Raw genomic sequence first — 17,010 nt, forward strand, 5'->3', positions numbered from 1 at the left:
CCTGCGGCGCCCGGCCCGGGAGTCATGAAGCTTGGGCGTCGGTTCGGCAAGCGTCGGCGCCGGGCGCCTCAGCCGGCATGCACCTCGACGGCGGCGGGCACGGCCATCGCCGCGATCGGCAGGGGTGCGGGCGCGTCGGGGGCCTCCGCGAAGACGATCGCGATGGATGCGCCCTGCGTCCTGGCCGCGTCCTCCCGCGCGCGGGGCGGGTCGTTGTAGGGGGTGTTGTAGCCCTTGCGCACCGCGGCCCAGTAGGCCTCGCGGGACAGGCCGCTGCCGACCAGGGCCGCGTCGATCATCGCGGCGGCGGTGGCGGCGAGCGCGGGCGTATCCTGGGATTCGGTCGAACTGTCGACGGGCATGCTGCGATCTCCGATGCGCTCGCGCCGGGTTGTAGCAAACGCCACTTAGCTAGACCGTGAACGCGCAGGCAACGGCTTTGGTTGCTCTGCACCATTTTTATGCGGTCTCCGCGAACGCCGGGCCTTAAGCGGGCGGCCCGCCGAGCCGCGCGATCCAGCCCTGTGCCTGCGCCCGGACGTTGGCGGGCGCGGTGCCGCCGTGGCTGGTGCGGCTCGCCACCGAGTTCTCGACGCCGAGCACCGCGTAGACAGCGTCGGTGATCCGCGGCTCGGCCTCCTGCATCTCGGAGAGCGACAGCGCCTCCAGCCCGACGCCCCTGGCGGACGCCGCGCCGACGAGGCGGCCGGTGACGTGGTGCGCCTGCCGGAACGGCAGGCCGAGTTCGCGCACCAGCCAGTCCGCCAAGTCCGTGGCGGTGCTGTAGCCGGAGCCCGCGGCTTTGCTGAGCACGTCCGTCACCGGTTCGAGGTCGCGGACCATGCCGGTCATCGCGGCGAGGCACAGGGAGAGCGCCTGGAGGGCGTCGAAGGTGCCCTCCTTGTCCTCCTGCATGTCCTTGGAATAGGCCAGCGGCAGGCCCTTCATCACCATCAGCAGGCCCGTCAGCGCGCCGACGATGCGGCCGGACTTGGCCCGCACCAGCTCGGCCGCGTCGGGGTTGCGCTTCTGCGGCATGATCGACGAGCCGGTGGTGTACCCGTCCGACAGTTTTACGAACCCGAACTGCGCCGAGGTCCAGATCACCAGCTCCTCGGCAAAGCGCGAGAGGTGGATCGCGCAGATCGAGGCGGCCGAGAGCGATTCCAGAGCGAAGTCGCGGTCGGCGACGGAATCGAGCGAGTTCGCGGTCGGCCGGTCGAAGCCGAGCGCTTCCGCCGTGGCGTGCCGGTCGATCGGGAACGAGGTGCCGGCGAGCGCCGCGGCGCCCAGCGGGCACTCGTTCAGCCGCGCGCGGGCGTCGCGGAACCGGCCGCGGTCGCGCGCCAGCATCTCGACGTAGGCGAGGCAGTGATGGCCGAAGGTGACGGGCTGGGCCGATTGCAGGTGGGTGAAGCCCGGCATCACGGTGGCGGCGTGCTGGAGCGCCGTCTCGGCCAGCGCCCGCTGCAGGTCGGCGGCCTGGGCGTCCAGCGAATCGAGGGTGTCGCGCACCCACAGCTTCATGTCGGTGGCGACCTGGTCGTTGCGCGAGCGCGCGGTGTGGAGCCGCCCGGCCGCCGGCCCGACGATCTCGGTGAGCCGGCTCTCCACCGCCATGTGAATGTCTTCCAACTCGCGCCGGAAGACGAACGCGCCGGACGCGATCTCGTCTCGCACGGCCTTGAGCCCGGCCTCGATCGCCGCCACGTCCGGCGCGGGCAGGATGCCGGCATCGCCCAGCATCGCCACGTGCGCCAGCGAGCCGCGGATGTCCTGGGGGGCAAGGCGCTTGTCGAATCCGATGGAGGCGTTGATCTCCTCCATGATCTCGGCGGGGCCGCTCGCGAAGCGCCCGCCCCACATCCGGTTGCTCATGCTCGTCCCGATCCTTCCGCCCGCCCCGAGGCACGCAACGATGATGCCCGGGCGATGATGAACCCCAAGCGCTTCGCGGGTGCCGCCGTCGGCGCCGGCCTCGTCACCGCGCTGGCCGCGGGGCTTGCCCTATACGGGACCGGCCTCGGAGGCGGCAACGGGGCCGACCCGTGCGCCGGCTCGGCCGCAGCGCTGGCCCGGGTCGATGCGGCCTCCCGCGGCGACGTCGCGGCGATGCAGGCGCCGGAGCGGGCCCGCCCCGCGCCGGAGCTCGCCTTCAGGGGGCCGGAGGGGGCGGAGGTGCGGCTCTCGGACTTCCGCGGCCGCCTCGTCCTCCTGAACCTGTGGGCGACGTGGTGCGCGCCCTGCAAGGCCGAGATGCCGGCGCTGGACCGCCTCGAAGGGCAACTCGGCGCGAAGGATTTCTCCGTCGTCGCGGTCAACCTCGACACGCGCAACCTCGACCGGCCGACCGCGTGGCTGCGGGACAACGGCATCGCGCGGCTTGCGGCCTACGCCGATCCCGGCGGGCGCGTGCTGCCCCTGGTCCAGCGCGACACCGGCTCGCCCGGCCTGCCGACGACGCTGCTCGTCGATCCGGCCGGCTGCACCATCGGCGTGATGAAGGGGCCGGCCGAATGGTCCGGCCCGGACGGGCTCAGGCTGATCCGCGCGGCGCTCGGACGGGCTTCGTGAGGATCGCGCGCCGACGGCGGCGGGCGCCGCGCCCGCGCCGCGCAGCCCGTCACGCCCAGGGGCCGGCTCACGCCTCGGAATCCGCGTCGAGGTCGTGCCCCCGGGTCTCCGGCATCAGCAGCGCTGCGATCGTGCCGACCACGCTGAAGGCCGCGAGGTAGTAGGCCGGCGCGAGGGTGTCGCCCGAGAGCGCGATCAGCTTGTTGACGACGTAGTTCGTGCTGCCGCCGAAGATCGAGACCGAGAAGGCGTAGACGATCGACAGCCCGGCGCTGCGCACGGTGCGCGGGAGGGATTCGGGGATCGCGACGATGATCGCCGCCGCGTTGACCGAGGAGAGCGCCGACAGCAGGAAGGTCACGGCGTAGACGGCCGGCGCCGTCGGCGCCCGCGCGAGCCACCAGAAGGCGGGTACGGCGAGCACCAGGATGAGCACCCGCGGCCAGATCAGGACCGGGCGCCGCCCGAACCGGTCCGCGAGCCAGCCGCCGAGCAGCGGGAACGCGATCGAGGCGAGCCCCAGCGCGATCGGCACGGCGGTGGAGACGGTCTCGGTGAGCCCGAGCGTCGCGCGGGCGTAGACCGGCATGTTGGTGCCGATCGCGTTCGACACCGTCGAGGCGGCGATGACGAGGAAGGTCAGCAGCAGCAGGCGCCCGTGCTCGCGCACCAGCCGGACGACCACGGCGCCGGTCGAGTGCGAGGCCGCCGGGTCCTGCGCCTCGCCCGCCGTCTCGGGCAGGTGGCTGCGGATGACGAGGCCGACCGGCACGACGCCGATGCCGAGCAGGAACATCACGCGCCAGCCCCATTCCGCCATCGCGGCCTCGCCCACGGCGAGCGTGAGCGCGGAGGCGATGAGGCCGGCAAACAGCGCGGCGCAGCCCTGGCTCGCGATCTGCCAGGAGGCCACGAAGCCGCGGTGCTCGGCGGGCGCCGCCTCCAGCAGGTAGGCGGTCGACGGCCCGACCTCGCCGCCGAGCGCCAAGCCCTGGATCAGGCGGCCGGCGATGACGATCCCTTGGGCCCATCCGCCGAGCGTCGCGGTGCCGGGGGTCAGCGCCAGCATCAGCATGCCGACGGCCATCAGGGCGATGGTGATGAGCATCGCGGGCTTGCGCCCCGCCCGGTCGGCGAAGGCGCCGATCAGCACCCCGCCGACCGGGCGCATGACGTAGCCGATGCCGAACAGCGCCAGCGAGGCGAGCAGGCTGTCGGTGGCGTTGCCGGAGGGAAAGAACGCCGCCCCGATCGGCACGGCGAAGAAGGCGTAGAGCGTGAAGTCGTAGAATTCGAGCGCGTTGCCGAGCACCACCGCCGCCACGGCCTTGCGTTCGAGGGCCGGGTGCGCCGGCGGGCCGATCGTGTCCGAAGTCGTTGCCGTCGCGGTCATCGCGGGTCCTTCCGTCGCGTCCCGCATAACGGGAGCGGGGCCGGATGGCTCCCCGCGGCGCGCCCGTGCGCCGGTTTTTCCAGTGCCTCCCGACCGCCTCGGTCGACCCGCCGGGATTGAACCCCCGCGAAAAGCCGGGCACCCCGCGCGGCATGGGAACCCCGCGCCCGCTCTCGGCCGTCCGCGACCTGCTCACCCGCGAGGCGGCGGGCGGGCTCGTGCTGATGGCGGCGGCCGCCGCCGCGCTGATCGTGGCCAACACCGGGCTCGCCGGAGCCTACGCGGACGCGCTCCACGCGAAGCTCGGGCCGATGAGCCTTCGGCACGCGATCAACGACGGCCTGATGGCGGTGTTCTTCCTGCTGGTCGGCCTGGAGATCAAGCGCGAGGTCCGCGACGGGCGCTTACGCACGTGGCCCGACCGGGCGCTGCCCGGCATCGCTGCGCTCGGCGGCATGGTGGTGCCGGCGCTGGTCTACCTCGCCCTCAACGCCGGCACCGGGACCGCGCGGGGCTGGGCGATCCCGGCCGCCACCGACATCGCCTTCGCGCTCGGCGTGCTGGCGCTGCTCGGCCGGCGCGTGCCGGTGTCCCTGAAGATCTTCCTCAGCGCGGTGGCGATCGTCGATGACCTCGGCGCGGTGATCGTCATCGCCCTGTTCTACACGGGCGGCCTCGACCTGCCGATGCTGGGCTGTGCCGCGCTCACCCTGGCGCTGCTCGCTGGGCTGAACCGCGCGGGCGTCGTGCGGCTCGCGCCCTACCTGCTCCTCGGCCTCGTCCTGTGGGTGTTCGTGCTGCGCTCCGGCATCCACGCCACGGTCGCCGGCGTGCTGCTCGCCCTGACGATCCCGATCCGGACCGGCCGGGCGCGGGCGACCTCGCCGCTCCACCGGCTGGAGCACGCGCTGAACCCCGTCGTCGCCTTCGCGATCGTGCCGGCCTTCGGCTTCGCCAACGCCGGCGTGCGCCTCGTCGGCCACCCGCCCGCCGCCCTCGTCGACCCGGTGACGCTGGGCGTCGCGCTCGGCCTCGTCCTCGGCAAGCCGCTCGGCGTGTTCGCGAGCCTGTGGCTGGCGATCCGGGCCGGGCTGGCGCGCCGCCCGCCCGGGGCGGCCTGGGGGCAGGTCTTCGGCGTCGCGGTGCTCTGCGGCATCGGCTTCACCATGAGCCTGTTCATCGGCGGCCTCGCCTTCGCCGACGCCGCGCACGAGACCGCGGTGAAGCTCGGCGTGCTCGCCGGCTCCCTCCTGTCCGGCCTCCTCGGCGCCGCGATCCTCCTGCGCGCCCGCGGGCCGGAGCGGCGGGCGGGCGCCGCGCCGGAGGGCTGAACGGCCCCGCGCCGGGACGAGCCCCGGCCCGCGCCGCGGCAATCCCGAAATCTCCCGCCGCGACGGCCGAACCCGAGGCCCGGCGCACCGGCATTCCGGTCGCGTCATTGCATTCAAAATACTTAGGTACCCGTCCCCGTCAGCCCCTTGCGCCGTCCGGCCGAAACGATAACGTCGCTGCTCGCCGCACCGTCCGAGAGCCGTATCGGACGAGGATGGACGGCGGACCGCAAGTCAGATCCAGCACAGGAGATTTCCATGTCAGAGATGATTCGCGTCAAGCCGACCCATGACGGCACCTACACTGTCTATCGCGGCTCGGTCGCCCTGATCTCCGGGCTCACGCGCCTCCAGGCCGAGCGCTACGAGGCCGGCATCGCCCGAAGCGAGCGCCCGGCACTCCTCGTCGGTGCCTGACGAAGGCCGCGCCCGGGGCGCCGCCTACCCCAGGGCGAGCGGGCCGAGGTCGGCCATGATCCCGTCCTCATCGAGCCCGCGCTGCGTCGCCGCGACGACGTGGCGGTTTTCGGCCCGCGAGAACGCGTAGAGGATGTAGGCGGCCCGGCGCGCGGGCAGCGGCCCGTGCGCGCCGGGCCGTGCCGAGGCCGAGGCGCCGCCGACGACCGGGATCGCCCGCCCGTCCGGTCCCGCCACGTGGGCGACGCTCGCCACATGGTTGTGGCCGTGCAGGACGAGCTCGGCGCCGACCCGCCCGAGCATCGCCGTGAACGCCGCCGCGTCCCGCAGGTCCCGCCCGGGTGCCGCGGCGCCGGGATGGGGCGGGTGGTGGATCATCACCACGCGGGCCGGCCGCGACGGGTCCGTCGCCAGCGTCCGCAGCAGCGATTCCGCGGCCGCGATCTGCCGCGGCCCGAGCCGGCCGGTGGCGACGAAGGGGATCGTCGGGATCGCGCTCGACAGCCCGACCAGGGCCAGCGGCCCCCGCCGCCGCAGGTAGGGAAACACGCCGCCGCGCCCGGCATCGTCCGCGGTCCAGGCGCCGCAGGCCGCGAGCAGTCCGTCGAGCGAGCCGCGCACGTAGGCGTCGTGGTTGCCCGGCACGAGGCTGACCGCGTCCGGCGGCCCCAGCGCCTCCAGGAAGATCCGGGCGGTGTCCCACTCGCTCGGCAGGCCGATGTTGCACAGATCCCCGGTGCAGGCGACGTGGTCGGGCGCCTGCGCGCGCAGGTCGGCGACCAGCGCGCCGAGCACCGCCATGTCGTGGCTGCGCGAGCGCCCCCGGCGCCAGTTGGCGTAGCCGGTCGCCCGCTTGCCGAGCAGGTGGCGCAGGCGCGGCCGGGGCAGCGGGCCGACATGCGGGTCCGTGAGGTGGGCAAGGCGGAAGGCGGGCGGCGCGGGATCGGACACGGGGTCCGCATCGCGGCTGGAACGCATCGCGTCAAGCGGTGCAGGCGAGGCTCATGGACGCCCCGTCCCGACGGGGCCATCGGCAGCTTCGGGCGCGGGAAGCGCGCTTTCGCCGAACCGGCGTCCACTTCGGCGAAAGAGCGCCCCAGCATGGTTGGCGCGTCTTCGAATCCTGATCGCGGGTGATGGCGGTCGGCCCGTTCAGGACGCCACGTCCAGTGCCTCCGCCCGCTTCAGGTTCGGCGCGGCGGCAAACAGCGCCCGCGTGTAGTCGTGCTTCGGGCTGGCAAACAGCATCGCGGTCGGGCCCTCCTCCACGATCTGCCCGTTCAGCATCACGATCAGCCGGTCGCACAGGCGTGCGGCCACGCGCAGGTCGTGGGTGATGAACAGGATCGCGAGGTTGAGCCGCTCGCGGATCTCTTCCAGCAATTCCAGCACCTGCCGCTGCACCGAGACGTCGAGCGCCGAGACCGCCTCGTCGGCGATGAGCAGGTCCGGCTCCATGGCGAGCGCCCGGGCGATGGCGATGCGCTGGCGCTGGCCGCCGGAGAACTCGTGCGGGTAGCGCACGAGCGCCCCCGCATCGAGGCCGACGAGCGCGATGAGTTTCTTCGCCCGCGCCAGGGCCGCGTCACGCGCCAGCCCGTAGTTCATCGGCCCCTCGACGATCGATTGCCCCACCGTGCGGCGCGGGTTGAGCGAGCGGTAGGGGTCCTGGAAGATCACCTGGATGCGGCGGCGATAGGGGTGCAGCGCGCGGTGCGGCAGGCGCGCGATGTCCTCGCCCGAAAGCCGCACGTGGCCGCTGGTCGGGTCGACGAACCGGGCGATGCAGCGGGCGAGCGTCGATTTGCCCGAGCCCGATTCGCCGACGATCCCCAGCGTCTCGCCGGGCTGGAGCGCGAGGCTGACGCCGTCGAGGGCGTGGACCGAGCGCCCGCCGCCGAACAGCCCGCGCCCGCCGTAGGTCTTCGTCAGGTCGCGCACCGCCAGCACCGGCGCGGTCGAGGGGGGGCGCGCTCGCGGCCGCGCCGGCTCGGCGCGGGGCACGGCGGCGATCAGCATGCGGGTGTAGGGGTCCTGCGGCCGGGTGAGCACGGCGTCGGCCGAGCCCTCCTCGACGACGCGGCCGCGCTGCATCACCACCACCCGGTCGGCGATCTCGGAGACGACGCCGAAATCGTGGGTGATGAACAGGATGCCGGCGTTGCGGCGCGCCTGGAGCTCGCGCATCAGCTTGAGGATCTGAGCCTGGGTGGTGACGTCGAGCGCCGTCGTCGGCTCGTCGGCGATGATGAGCGCGGGATCGTTGGCGAGCGCCATGGCGATCATCACCCGCTGGCGCTGGCCGCCGGAGAGCTGGTGCGGGTAGGCTTTTGCCAGCGTGTCCGGGTTCGGCAGGTGCACGTCGGCGAGCAGCGCCTGCACCCGCTCGCGCCGGGCTTGGCGCGGGAGTTTTTCCGTGTGCGCCTCAAGCATCTCGGCGAGCTGGTCGCCGACGCTGAGCACCGGGTTCAGCGCCGTCATCGGCTCCTGGAACACCATCGCCATGCGGCTGCCGCGCAGGCGCCGGAGGCGCGCCGCGCCGACCTTGAGCAGGTCCTCGCCCTCCAGCAGGATTTTTCCCGCGGACGGCTTGAGGATGGTCGGCAGCAGGCCCATCACGGCCCCGGCCGTCACCGACTTGCCCGAGCCCGACTCGCCGACGACGCAGACGATCTCGCCGGGTTGGACGGTGAGGCTGAGGTTCTCGATCGCGAAGGCGCGGTCGCCCCCGCCGGGCAGCGCCACCGAAAGGTTCTCGATCCGCAGCACCGGCTCGCTCATCGGCCGCCCCCAAAACTGCGGGCGGTGCGCGGGTCGAGGGCGTCGCGAAGCCCGTCGCCGATGATGTTGACCGCGAGGACGGTGGCGGCCACGCACAGGCCGGGGAACAGGATCACCCACGGCGCGATCTGGAAGCTGCTGCGCCCCTCGGCCATGATGTTGCCCCAGCTCGGCACCTCGGTGGGGATACCGGCGCCGAGGAAGCTCAGGATCGCCTCGGTGAGGATCGCGGAGGCCGCGACGTAGGTGCCCTGCACGATCAGCGGCGCGATGGTATTGGGCAGGACGTGCCGCAGCAGGAGCTTGGGCAGCCGTGTGCCGGCGCCGATCGCCGCCTCGACGTAGGGCTCGCTGCGCACCGAGAGCACGACGCCGCGCACCAGCCGCGCCACCCGCGGGATCTCGGGGATGGCGATCGCCACGATCACCGTGCCGATCCCGGCGCCCGACAGTGTGACGAGGGCGATGGCGAGCAGGATCGAGGGGATCGCCATGACCCCGTCCATGATCCGCATCACCACCGCGTCGAGGAGGCGGACGTAGCCGGCGACCAGCCCGATCGTGAGCCCGATCAGCACCGAGATCGCGGCCACCGCGAAGCCTATGCTGAGCGAGACGCGGGCGCCGAAGACCACCCGGCTCCACACGTCGCGGCCGAAGGCGTCGGTGCCGAGCCACGCGGCCTCCGAGGGCGGGCGCAGCCGCAGCCGCGGGCGCAGCAGGATCGGGTCGCCGGTCCAGAGATACGGTGCGGCCAGCGCCGCGAGCCCGACCACGAGCAGCACCGCGAGGCCCACGAGCACGCCGGGATGGCGCAGCATCGGGGGGAGGGCGAGGCGGCGCGCGGCGGGCGCGGCCGGCGGAGCGGTGTCGAGGGTGCTCATGGGAGGGGCCCTCGCTCGGGCCGGCTCGAAGAAAAGCCGGTTCCGCCCGTCCCCCTCTCCCCTCTGCGGGAGAGGGTGGCCCTCGCGTGAGCGAGGGTCGGGAGAGGGGAGCGACGGTGCCTGATACGTCGCTCCCCTCTCCCGACCCGCTGCGCGGGCCACCCTCCCCCGCAGAGGGGGGAGGGAGCGCGCGCAGCCGGAACCCTCCGGTCTTCCGGTCCATGGTCGCGGCAGGGAGCGTGGCGCACCGTCAATACCGGATCCTCGGGTCGAACAGCAGGTAGGACAGGTCGATGGAGAGGTTGATCAAGACGTAGAGGGCGGAGAACAGCAGGATCACGCCCTGGATCACCGGGTAGTCGCGCGCCAGCACCGCATCGACGGTCAACCGCCCGAGGCCGGGCAGGTTGAACACGCTCTCGGTCACCACCACGCCGCTGATGAGGAGCGCGATGCCGAGCCCGATCACCGAGATCACGGGGATCGCGGCGTTGCGAAGCGCATGGCGGCGCAGCACGCGGGCCTCGGTGACGCCCTTGGCCCGCGCCGTGCGGATGTAGTCCTCGCCGAGCACTTCCAGCACGCTCGATCGCGTCGTGCGGGCGATGAGCGCGATGTAGATCACCGACAGCGTCAGCGTCGGCAGGATCAGCCGCGTGAGGAACGGTCCGACGCCGTCCGCGATCGAGGTGTAGCCCTGCACCGGCAGGAGCCGCAGGTTCATCGCGAAGCCGAAGATCAGCAGGTAGCCGAGCACGAAGACCGGCACCGAGAAGCCGGCCACCGACAGCGCCATCACGGCCCGGTCGATCCAGGTGTCGTGCCGCCACGCGGCGAGCACGCCGAGCGGCACCGCCACCAGCACCGCGAACAGGATGGTGGTGCAGGCGAGCGCGAGCGTCGGCTCGACCCGGTCGAGGATCAGCGCGGCCACCGGCTTGTTCGAGATGATCGAGGTGCCGAGGTCGCCGTGCAACAGCCGCCAGATCCAGGTGCCGAACTGCTCCAGCATCGGCTGGTCGAGGCCGAGGCGCGCGCGGATCTGCGCGATCTGCTCCGGGCTCGCGGCGTCGCCCGCCAGGATCGCGGCGGGGTCTCCCGGTGCCAGCCGCAGCAGCAGGAACACGATCACCGCGACGACGCCCATCACGGGGAGCGTGGCGGCGAGCCGGCCGGCGAGGAAGCGTCCCATGCGGGTCTCCGGGGTTTCAGGTCTTCCCTCTCTCCTCTGCGGGAGAGGGTGGGCTTCGCGTCAGCGAAGGTCGGGTGAGGGGAGCGACGGTACCGGATACGGCGCTCCCCTCACCCGACTTAGCTCGCGGGCCACCCTCCCCCGCAGAGGGGGGAGGGAGCTACTTCTTCTCGATGTTCCAGAACACCGGCGCGGGCGCCTCCAGGATGCCCGAGAGCTTGGGGCTGGCCGCCAGCGGCGAGCGGAACTGGCCGGTGGGGTAGTACATCCCGATCTTGTAGGCGCGCTCCTGCACCGCCTTGGCGATCTCGGTCTGCTTGCCCGGGTCGGTCTCGAGGGCGTAGGCGTCGCGCATCCGCTCGATCTCCTCGTCCTTGGCCCAGCCGAACCAGCCGCCGACCTTGCCCTTGCCGTTGACGCCGACATTGGCCACCGGGTTGAGCATGTCGGCGTTGACCCAGGTGGTGTGGAAGATGTTCCAGCCGCCCTGCGCCACCGGATCCTGCTTGGCGCGGCGCCCGACGAGCGTCTGCCAGTCCATCGATTGCAGGTCGATCACCATGCCGATCTTGCGCAAGGCCTGCGCCGCCACGGGGCCGAGCGGCGCGACGATGGCCAGATCCGTCGGCTGCATCATCACGATCGGCTTGCCGTCGTAGCCGCCCTCCTTGAGGAGCTGCTTGGCGCGGGCGAGGTCGAGCTTGGGCGCGCCGGCATCGGTGGCGTTCGGGGTCTTGCACACGAACAGCGCGAGGCACGGCACCTCGTAGTCCGGGTCGCCGATCTGCGCGTCGAGGTAGTCGGTCTGGTTCAGCGCCAGCAGCGCGGCCTCGCGGACCTTCTCGTTGTCGAAGGGCGGGTTGAGCCAGTTCATCCGCAGCATGCCCGACATGCCGAGCGTGTTGTAGTTGATGATCTGGATGCCCGGGCTGCCCTTGAGGACGGTGAGGAAGTCGTGCGGCGGCTGCTCGACGTAGTCGATCTCGCCGTTGATCAGCGCGTTCACCGCGGTCTGGTAGTCGGGGATGTTGATCCACTCGACGCGATCGACCTTCACCACCTTGGCCCCCGAGGTCCAGCTCGGCGGCTCTTTCCGCGGCACGTAGTCGGGGTTCTTCTCGTAGACGACCTTCAGCCCGGGCTGGAACTCGGCCTTGACGAACCGGAACGGCCCGGAGCCGATCTCGTCGGGCACGTTGCGGTCGGCCGGCGTCTCGGCGATGCGCTTGGGCATCATGAACGGCACGTTCGAGGACGGCTTGCCGAGCGAGGTGAGCACGAGGCCGTAGGGCTGCTTCAGCACCAGCTTGAACGTCCTGTCGTCCACCGCGTCCAGCGAGGCGGTGTACTGCATGAGCTTCTGGCCCATGCCGTCGCGCTGGCCCCAGCGCTGGATCGAGGCGATGCAATCCTCCGACTTGACCGGCGCGCCGTCGTGGAACTTCAGGCCGTCGCGCAGCGTGAAGGTGTAGGTGAGCGTGTCGTCGCTGACCTTGTAGTCCTGCACCATCTGCGGCTGGACGTGGAACTCGGCGTCCGTGGCAAACAGCGTGTCGTAGATCATGTAGCCGTGGTTGCGCGCGATGTAGGCGGTGGTGATGATCGGGTCGGTGATGCGCAGGCCCGAATGCATCACCGCGCGGATCGTGACGGGCTTGGCCTGGGCCAACGCCTCCGTGCCGCCAAGCGCCGCCAGCAGGGCGAGCGCCGCCGGCCACCCGTAACCCAGTCCCCTACGCATCGCTTCGCTCCCTGACGCCCGGCCGCCGCGGCCGATGAATGCATGATGCGGGCCGCGCGTCACGCGCGGGCCGCGCTCGTCCGGCCCGTTCCCGCTATTTGTACGGCGTGCAAAAACACACTTGAACGTCGTTCAAACTCGTGAGACCTTCCGGTCGTGGACGACAGACATGCCGTGGGAGACAGCGCATGCTCAACGTGTTTCGCATCCTGGCCCGGGGGGCCGCGGCCCGCGCGGGCGAGGACCTGTTCGATCGCAACGCCCTGCTGATCCTCGACCAGCAGATCCGCGAGACGCGGGCGGCGCTGGAGCGCAGCCGCCGGGCGCTCGCCGTCGCGATCGCCGGCGACCGGGCCGAGGCGCGCCGGATCGACGAGCTCGAAGCCCGGGCCCGCGACCTTGAGGCGCGCGCGATCGCCGCGCTCAAGGGCGGACGGGAGGATCTCGCCGGGGAAGCGGCCGAGGCGATCGCCGAGCTGGAGGCCGAGCGCGACGCCGTGCGCGCCGCCCGCGCGCGCTTTTCAGCCGAAGTCGCACGCATCCGCGGCGCCGTCGCCGACGCGACGCGGCGGCAGGCGGAGCTGGAACGGGGGCGCCGGGTCGCGGCCGCGACGGAGGCCGCGCGCCGCCTCGGCGCCCGCACCGCGCCGTGCGAGGCGGCGACCCTGCGCGAGGCCGAGGCCACCCTGGCGCGCCTGCGCACCCTGCACGCGGAGGCCGCCGACACGGAGGCCGCCCTGGACGAGGCCGCGCCCGGGATCGGCATCGCCGAGCGCCTGGAACGCGAGGGCTTCGGCCCGAGCACGCGCCCGAGCGGCGGGGCGGTGCTCGACCGGCTGCGCCGCGAGGCGGGCCTTGCCCAGCAGCCCTCCGCCTGAGACCCCACGCACCCCATCACCCCGCACCCGAGAGGACCCGTCATGACCAACGAAACCACACAGCATTCCGGCGCCTGGGTCAGCTTCACCTACGCCTCGTTCATCGGCTCGGCCGCGATGGTCGCGCTCGGCATCCTGTTCATGCCGGTCGACATCTGGATGAAGGGCTACTTCGCCATGGGCATGGTCATGCTCGTGCAGTCCTGCATCACCGCGACGAAGACGGTGCGCGACGTGCACGAGGCCCGGCGCATGGTGAACCGCATCGAGGACGCCAAGACCGAGCGCCTGCTCATGTCGGTCGGCAAGGAGTGATACGGTTGCCGGCTGATCGGTTTGGTTGCGCGCGCTCCCTCCCCCCTCCGCGGGGGGAGGGGGGCCTCGGCTCACGCGAGGGTCGGGTGAGGGGAGCGCCGTACCCGGACAACGCGCTCCCCTCTCCCGACTGAGCTCGCGGGCCACCCTCTCCCGCAGAGGGAAGAGGGAAGGGCGCGCGGATGACGGGATGCGATGCCCCAGAGCCGATCGACCGAAGATCGTCTCGGGCGTGGCGTGCGCCATCGCCTCCCGGCCGTGATCGCGTCCGAGCCCTGAGCAGGCTTGCGTCGGCAGGCCAACGCAACTCTGCTCAGCTTCTTGTTTCGTCGCAGGTTTTTGTCGGAAAACCGCGGGGCACTTTTCCGAAACCTGCTTAGGCGCCGTCTTCGCCAGGATACGCCTCGATGGGAATCATCCCGCCGGCCTCGTCGACCCTTCGCGCATCGGGCGCCGGCAGCGCGCCCTCGAAGAGATCCAACCGCTTCCAGGCCGGGAAGGGCTGCCGCCCCCGCGGGTCGGGAACGTGGGGCGACGGTGTAGAGCCGGCGTTCCTGTGGATGTAGCGGCCGCAATTCACGAAGATCTGGCTCGTCGTCACGCGGACGACGTAGTCTGCCCCGGGATACAGGCCGAGAAGGGCGTGATCGTTCGACAGCTCGGCGCGACCCTGGACGCGCAGGCGGTGCGGTCGCTCGAAGTCGATGAAGAGCAGGCCGACCTGGGCGCTCTCGGCGATGTTTCCGAGCGTCAGGAACATGCCGTTGCCGTCGTAGTTCGGGAACACCAGTTCGCTCGGACCGGTGACGCGGACGAACCCGGGCGCCCCCCCTTTGTAGGAGACCGTGGGCCGGCCCTGCCCGTCCACGGTGCTGATGAAGACCATCGATACGCCTTGGATGAAGTCCCGGTCCCGCGCCTCGAAGGCCGGGTGGGCGAGGTCCTCCAGCCGGTCCGCCAGCTTGCGCGTTCCGTGCTCGTCCTGGAAGTGCCTGTGGGTCGACCCGAAGAATGCGCTCATCGCCCCTTGCTCGATTCGTTGACGCCACGCCTTCACCGAACGGCCCGTCCGGCCGCAGAGCCGCTCGACGTTCCATCGCGACCAGGGTTTACCGGGTTGACGAGGACGCCGCTTCAATAAGCGACCGAGAAGCGTTGTCGATGATGCTGCGGGCGTTCGATCTCGTCGAGCATGGCGACCGCGTAGTCTTCGAGCGAGATGCGGCTCTCGCCGTCGCCGTCCGTCAGGAGTTGGTCTGCGCCGACACGATAGGTGCCGGTGCGCTCGCCCGGAGCGAGCATGGCGGCCGGGCTCACGAACGCCCAATCGAGTTCGGTCTCACCGCGCAGTTGATCCAGGAAGTCCGCGGTGCGCAGCGCGCCGTCCTTCCACGCGGCGGGGAAGTCGGGCTGGTCGACCAGACGCTGGCCGGGCGCGATCTCGAGGGTGCCTGCGCCCCCCACGACCAGCAGGCGCTCGACCCCGGACCGCTTGACCGCCGCGATGATCGACCCCGCGCCCGTGCCGCTCGCGTCCGCGCCCGGGTTGAACGCGCTGATCACCGCGTCGTGTCCCGCAACCAGCGCGGCCAGCTCCGCAGGCTTGGTCGCATCGCCCCGCGCCGCCCCGAGCTTCGGATGCGTCGGCAGCTTGTCCGGGTTGCGGACGATCGCCGTGACCGCGTGCCCGCGGTCGAGGCTTTCCGACAGGATCCGGGTTCCGACCAAGCCGGTCGCGCCGATGATGGCGATTCTCACGATAGCATCTCCTCGGTCGATGGCGCGGTGTGCGGGGCACTGTCCGGCCGGGGCACTTGGTCTCTGAGCGATTGGCCGTCGATCCCTTCCGCCGCGAGCGCGGTCGCGACCGAGGCCCGTTGGACAAGCCTTTGCGCGAAGCGCGCGTAGCTCGGGTAGGTTGTCGGCATGTCGAGGCCGACGCCGTTCCCCCAACGGTAGAAGACCAGCAGGAACGGATCGACCGCGGTGAAGCCGTCACCGGTCGCGTGTGGACCTGTGAGCCTGTGCTCGATGACCTCGAAACACTCCGAGATCGTTGTCCTGGCCCTGGCCTTGATGCTCTCGAAGACCCTCGGCTCGTCGGAGAAGCGCTGCGGCCGCCACAATCCTCCGAAACCCTGTCCGTGCAAGGTGCCGGACAGCCAGTTCATCCACTCGCAAACCCGCACGCGGTCGAGGGCGGTCCTGCCCATCAGGTGCCGCTCCGGAGCCAGGTTCGCGATGGCGGTGGCGATCGCCGGAACCTCCGTGATCACCGCGCCGTCCAGGGCGAGCACGGGCACGCGCCGCTTCGGGTTGAGCCGGGCGAAGTCGTCGGTCAGGTTCGCGCCCTTCGCGACCGATGTCTCGATCGCGTCGAAGGGGGCACGGATTTCATGGAGCAGGACGTGCGGCGCGAGCGAGCAGGCTCCCGGGGAATACCAAAGCCTGATCTCGGACACGGGAGGACCCCTTGGTCAAATAGGTAGACTGATCTACCTAATCATTGAAACCGCCCTGTCAACCGGAGGGGAGATGCAGCAGAACGATGATGGGTCCCGCGGGCCCGCCGGGCGCGACCGCCTGTTGGCGACCGCACGCCGGTTGTTCACGCGCCACGGTGCGTCCAACGTCGGCATCAACGACGTGACCGCCGCCGCCGGCGTCGCCCGGATGACGCTCTACAACAACTTCCCCTCCAAGGACGCGCTGACCGCGGCGGTGTACGACGAGATGGCGCGGGCGGCCCTGCAGGCGCTCGGCGCGATGGAACGGTCCGGGCGCTCGGACGAAGAGACCATCCTGGGCGTCTTCGACCACTTCGACAGGCGCGGACAGGACGCCGACGCGCGCGGCTGTCCCTTCATCCACGCGAGCCTTCAGGCGGCGGACGCATCAGGTCCCGTCTACGCGATCGTGCAGGCCTACAAGCGCGGCCTGCGCGAGCACGTCCTCCACCTGCTCGACGCAGGCCGCCCGAACCGCGCCGAACTCGCCGACCAGATCGTCCTGCTGCTCGACGGCGCGGTCACCGAGGCTTACCTGAGAGGCGTGGCGGACCCGATGACCGCGGCGAAGCGCGCGGCGGAAACGCTGCTGCGCGCGCGCCCATGATCGCGCGAGGATCGTGTCTCAGTTTAAATCCTGACCCGGCACGACCGACTGCTTCCGACCCGCTGCGGACATTCCAGCTAAATTTCAAACTGATACGGTTTTCGGTTGATCGGATCAGGAGCGTCGCTCAGGCCCTCTTCCCTCTCCCGGAGAGGGTGGCCCGCGAGCTAAGTCGGGAGAGGGGAGCGACGATACCGGATGCGGCGCACCCCTCTCCCGACCCTCGCTCACGCGAGGGCCACCCTCCCCCGCAGAAGGGGGAGGGAGCACGCAACCGAACCGATCAACCGTGAAACCGTATAACACCCGCGCGAGACGGCGCTTGGATCGCGCGGGACGGCGCTTGCCTGCGCGGGTTCGGATCGCGAACGGCTGGGCTCCACGACGCGC

The 17,010-nt window shown here is 71.6% G+C and carries 17 protein-coding genes; 6 read left to right on the plus strand and 11 right to left on the minus strand.

What is annotated here, in order from left to right; genetic code table 11:
- Positions 1–68 precede the first annotated feature (68 nt).
- Together ACFE8Y_RS06460 and argH are read right to left on the minus strand one after the other, a co-directional pair.
- Positions 69–362, minus strand: coding sequence for a hypothetical protein (locus ACFE8Y_RS06460; RefSeq protein WP_375463569.1), 294 nt, complete (start codon positions 360–362; stop codon positions 69–71).
- 124 nt (positions 363–486) lie between these two features.
- Entirely contained in the window at positions 487–1,878 is a 1,392-nt protein-coding gene (argH, locus tag ACFE8Y_RS06465; RefSeq protein ID WP_375463570.1) for an argininosuccinate lyase, read from the minus strand.
- A 54-nt stretch (positions 1,879–1,932) separates the two neighbouring features.
- Between argH and ACFE8Y_RS06470 the strand changes: the two genes are divergently transcribed.
- On the plus strand, positions 1,933–2,574 hold the full coding sequence (locus ACFE8Y_RS06470; protein WP_375463571.1) for a TlpA family protein disulfide reductase: 642 nt from the start codon (positions 1,933–1,935) through the stop codon (positions 2,572–2,574).
- A 67-nt stretch (positions 2,575–2,641) separates the two neighbouring features.
- Here ACFE8Y_RS06470 and ACFE8Y_RS06475 read toward each other — a convergent pair whose 3' ends face one another.
- Positions 2,642–3,967: an MFS transporter gene (locus ACFE8Y_RS06475; RefSeq protein ID WP_375463572.1), complete on the minus strand. Its 1,326-nt coding sequence runs from the start codon at positions 3,965–3,967 to the stop codon at positions 2,642–2,644.
- 152 nt (positions 3,968–4,119) lie between these two features.
- On the opposite strand from ACFE8Y_RS06475, the gene nhaA reads away from it, so the two are divergent.
- Positions 4,120–5,298: a Na+/H+ antiporter NhaA gene (gene nhaA / locus ACFE8Y_RS06480; RefSeq protein ID WP_375463584.1), complete on the plus strand. Its 1,179-nt coding sequence runs from the start codon at positions 4,120–4,122 to the stop codon at positions 5,296–5,298.
- Between the two features lie 258 nt (positions 5,299–5,556).
- Positions 5,557–5,715 (plus strand): hypothetical protein, encoded by a 159-nt coding sequence (locus tag ACFE8Y_RS06485; RefSeq protein WP_375463573.1) that lies wholly within the window; start codon positions 5,557–5,559, stop codon positions 5,713–5,715.
- 24 nt (positions 5,716–5,739) lie between these two features.
- Here ACFE8Y_RS06485 and ACFE8Y_RS06490 read toward each other — a convergent pair whose 3' ends face one another.
- The 5 genes from ACFE8Y_RS06490 to ACFE8Y_RS06510 all read right to left on the minus strand — a co-directional run bounded on the left by ACFE8Y_RS06490 (position 5,740) and on the right by ACFE8Y_RS06510 (position 12,313).
- Complete coding sequence (locus ACFE8Y_RS06490) at positions 5,740–6,666, minus strand: metallophosphoesterase family protein (protein ID WP_375463574.1); 927 nt, start codon at positions 6,664–6,666, stop codon at positions 5,740–5,742.
- A 201-nt stretch (positions 6,667–6,867) separates the two neighbouring features.
- A complete protein-coding gene (locus tag ACFE8Y_RS06495) occupies positions 6,868–8,496 on the minus strand; it encodes an ABC transporter ATP-binding protein (RefSeq protein WP_375463575.1) in 1,629 nt (542 codons plus the stop codon).
- Entirely contained in the window at positions 8,493–9,380 is an 888-nt protein-coding gene (locus ACFE8Y_RS06500) for an ABC transporter permease (RefSeq protein WP_375463576.1), read from the minus strand. The genes ACFE8Y_RS06495 and ACFE8Y_RS06500 overlap by 4 nt, the downstream gene beginning before the upstream one ends.
- A 250-nt stretch (positions 9,381–9,630) precedes the next feature.
- Positions 9,631–10,572 carry an ABC transporter permease gene (locus tag ACFE8Y_RS06505; protein WP_375463577.1) on the minus strand — a complete coding sequence of 314 codons (942 nt, stop codon included), beginning with the start codon at positions 10,570–10,572 and terminating at the stop codon, positions 9,631–9,633.
- A gap of 160 nt (positions 10,573–10,732) precedes the next feature.
- Positions 10,733–12,313 (minus strand): ABC transporter substrate-binding protein, encoded by a 1,581-nt coding sequence (locus tag ACFE8Y_RS06510; RefSeq protein ID WP_375463578.1) that lies wholly within the window; start codon positions 12,311–12,313, stop codon positions 10,733–10,735.
- A gap of 188 nt (positions 12,314–12,501) precedes the next feature.
- On the opposite strand from ACFE8Y_RS06510, the gene ACFE8Y_RS06515 reads away from it, so the two are divergent.
- Positions 12,502–13,191, plus strand: a complete 690-nt coding sequence (locus ACFE8Y_RS06515; RefSeq protein WP_375463579.1) for a PspA/IM30 family protein — start codon at positions 12,502–12,504, stop codon at positions 13,189–13,191.
- Positions 13,192–13,233: 42 nt separating this feature from the next.
- Positions 13,234–13,506 carry a YiaA/YiaB family inner membrane protein gene (locus ACFE8Y_RS06520; protein WP_375463580.1) on the plus strand — a complete coding sequence of 91 codons (273 nt, stop codon included), beginning with the start codon at positions 13,234–13,236 and terminating at the stop codon, positions 13,504–13,506.
- Positions 13,507–13,882: 376 nt separating this feature from the next.
- Here the strand turns inward: ACFE8Y_RS06520 and ACFE8Y_RS06525 are convergent, their stop codons facing one another.
- From ACFE8Y_RS06525 to ACFE8Y_RS06535, 3 genes are all read right to left on the minus strand, one after another.
- Entirely contained in the window at positions 13,883–14,527 is a 645-nt protein-coding gene (locus tag ACFE8Y_RS06525) for a pyridoxamine 5'-phosphate oxidase family protein (RefSeq protein WP_375463581.1), read from the minus strand.
- 113 nt (positions 14,528–14,640) lie between these two features.
- On the minus strand, positions 14,641–15,267 hold the full coding sequence (locus ACFE8Y_RS06530) for an NAD(P)-dependent oxidoreductase (RefSeq protein WP_375463585.1): 627 nt from the start codon (positions 15,265–15,267) through the stop codon (positions 14,641–14,643).
- On the minus strand, positions 15,261–15,968 hold the full coding sequence (locus tag ACFE8Y_RS06535; protein ID WP_375463582.1) for a glutathione S-transferase family protein: 708 nt from the start codon (positions 15,966–15,968) through the stop codon (positions 15,261–15,263). The genes ACFE8Y_RS06530 and ACFE8Y_RS06535 overlap by 7 nt, the downstream gene beginning before the upstream one ends.
- Positions 15,969–16,041: 73 nt before the next feature.
- On the opposite strand from ACFE8Y_RS06535, the gene ACFE8Y_RS06540 reads away from it, so the two are divergent.
- Complete coding sequence (locus ACFE8Y_RS06540) at positions 16,042–16,620, plus strand: TetR/AcrR family transcriptional regulator (RefSeq protein ID WP_375463583.1); 579 nt, start codon at positions 16,042–16,044, stop codon at positions 16,618–16,620.
- Positions 16,621–17,010 lie beyond the last annotated feature (390 nt).

Origin of the sequence: uncultured Methylobacterium sp., from assembly GCF_964242245.1 — a bacterium.
GTDB lineage: Bacteria > Pseudomonadota > Alphaproteobacteria > Rhizobiales > Beijerinckiaceae > Methylobacterium.

Bases quoted from the DNA above. Each gene is read 5' to 3' on its own strand.
- ACFE8Y_RS06460 (WP_375463569.1), bottom strand. From the start codon at position 362: ATGCCCGTCGACAGTTCGACCGAATCCCAGGATACGCCCGCGCTCGCC.
- argH (WP_375463570.1), bottom strand. From the start codon at position 1,878: ATGAGCAACCGGATGTGGGGCGGGCGCTTCGCGAGCGGCCCCGCCGAG.
- ACFE8Y_RS06470 (WP_375463571.1), top strand. From the start codon at position 1,933: ATGATGAACCCCAAGCGCTTCGCGGGTGCCGCCGTCGGCGCCGGCCTC.
- ACFE8Y_RS06475 (WP_375463572.1), bottom strand. From the start codon at position 3,967: ATGACCGCGACGGCAACGACTTCGGACACGATCGGCCCGCCGGCGCAC.
- nhaA (WP_375463584.1), top strand. From the start codon at position 4,120: ATGGGAACCCCGCGCCCGCTCTCGGCCGTCCGCGACCTGCTCACCCGC.
- ACFE8Y_RS06485 (WP_375463573.1), top strand. From the start codon at position 5,557: ATGTCAGAGATGATTCGCGTCAAGCCGACCCATGACGGCACCTACACT.
- ACFE8Y_RS06495 (WP_375463575.1), bottom strand. From the start codon at position 8,496: ATGAGCGAGCCGGTGCTGCGGATCGAGAACCTTTCGGTGGCGCTGCCC.
- ACFE8Y_RS06500 (WP_375463576.1), bottom strand. From the start codon at position 9,380: ATGAGCACCCTCGACACCGCTCCGCCGGCCGCGCCCGCCGCGCGCCGC.
- ACFE8Y_RS06505 (WP_375463577.1), bottom strand. From the start codon at position 10,572: ATGGGACGCTTCCTCGCCGGCCGGCTCGCCGCCACGCTCCCCGTGATG.
- ACFE8Y_RS06510 (WP_375463578.1), bottom strand. From the start codon at position 12,313: ATGCGTAGGGGACTGGGTTACGGGTGGCCGGCGGCGCTCGCCCTGCTG.
- ACFE8Y_RS06515 (WP_375463579.1), top strand. From the start codon at position 12,502: ATGCTCAACGTGTTTCGCATCCTGGCCCGGGGGGCCGCGGCCCGCGCG.
- ACFE8Y_RS06520 (WP_375463580.1), top strand. From the start codon at position 13,234: ATGACCAACGAAACCACACAGCATTCCGGCGCCTGGGTCAGCTTCACC.
- ACFE8Y_RS06525 (WP_375463581.1), bottom strand. From the start codon at position 14,527: ATGAGCGCATTCTTCGGGTCGACCCACAGGCACTTCCAGGACGAGCAC.
- ACFE8Y_RS06540 (WP_375463583.1), top strand. From the start codon at position 16,042: ATGCAGCAGAACGATGATGGGTCCCGCGGGCCCGCCGGGCGCGACCGC.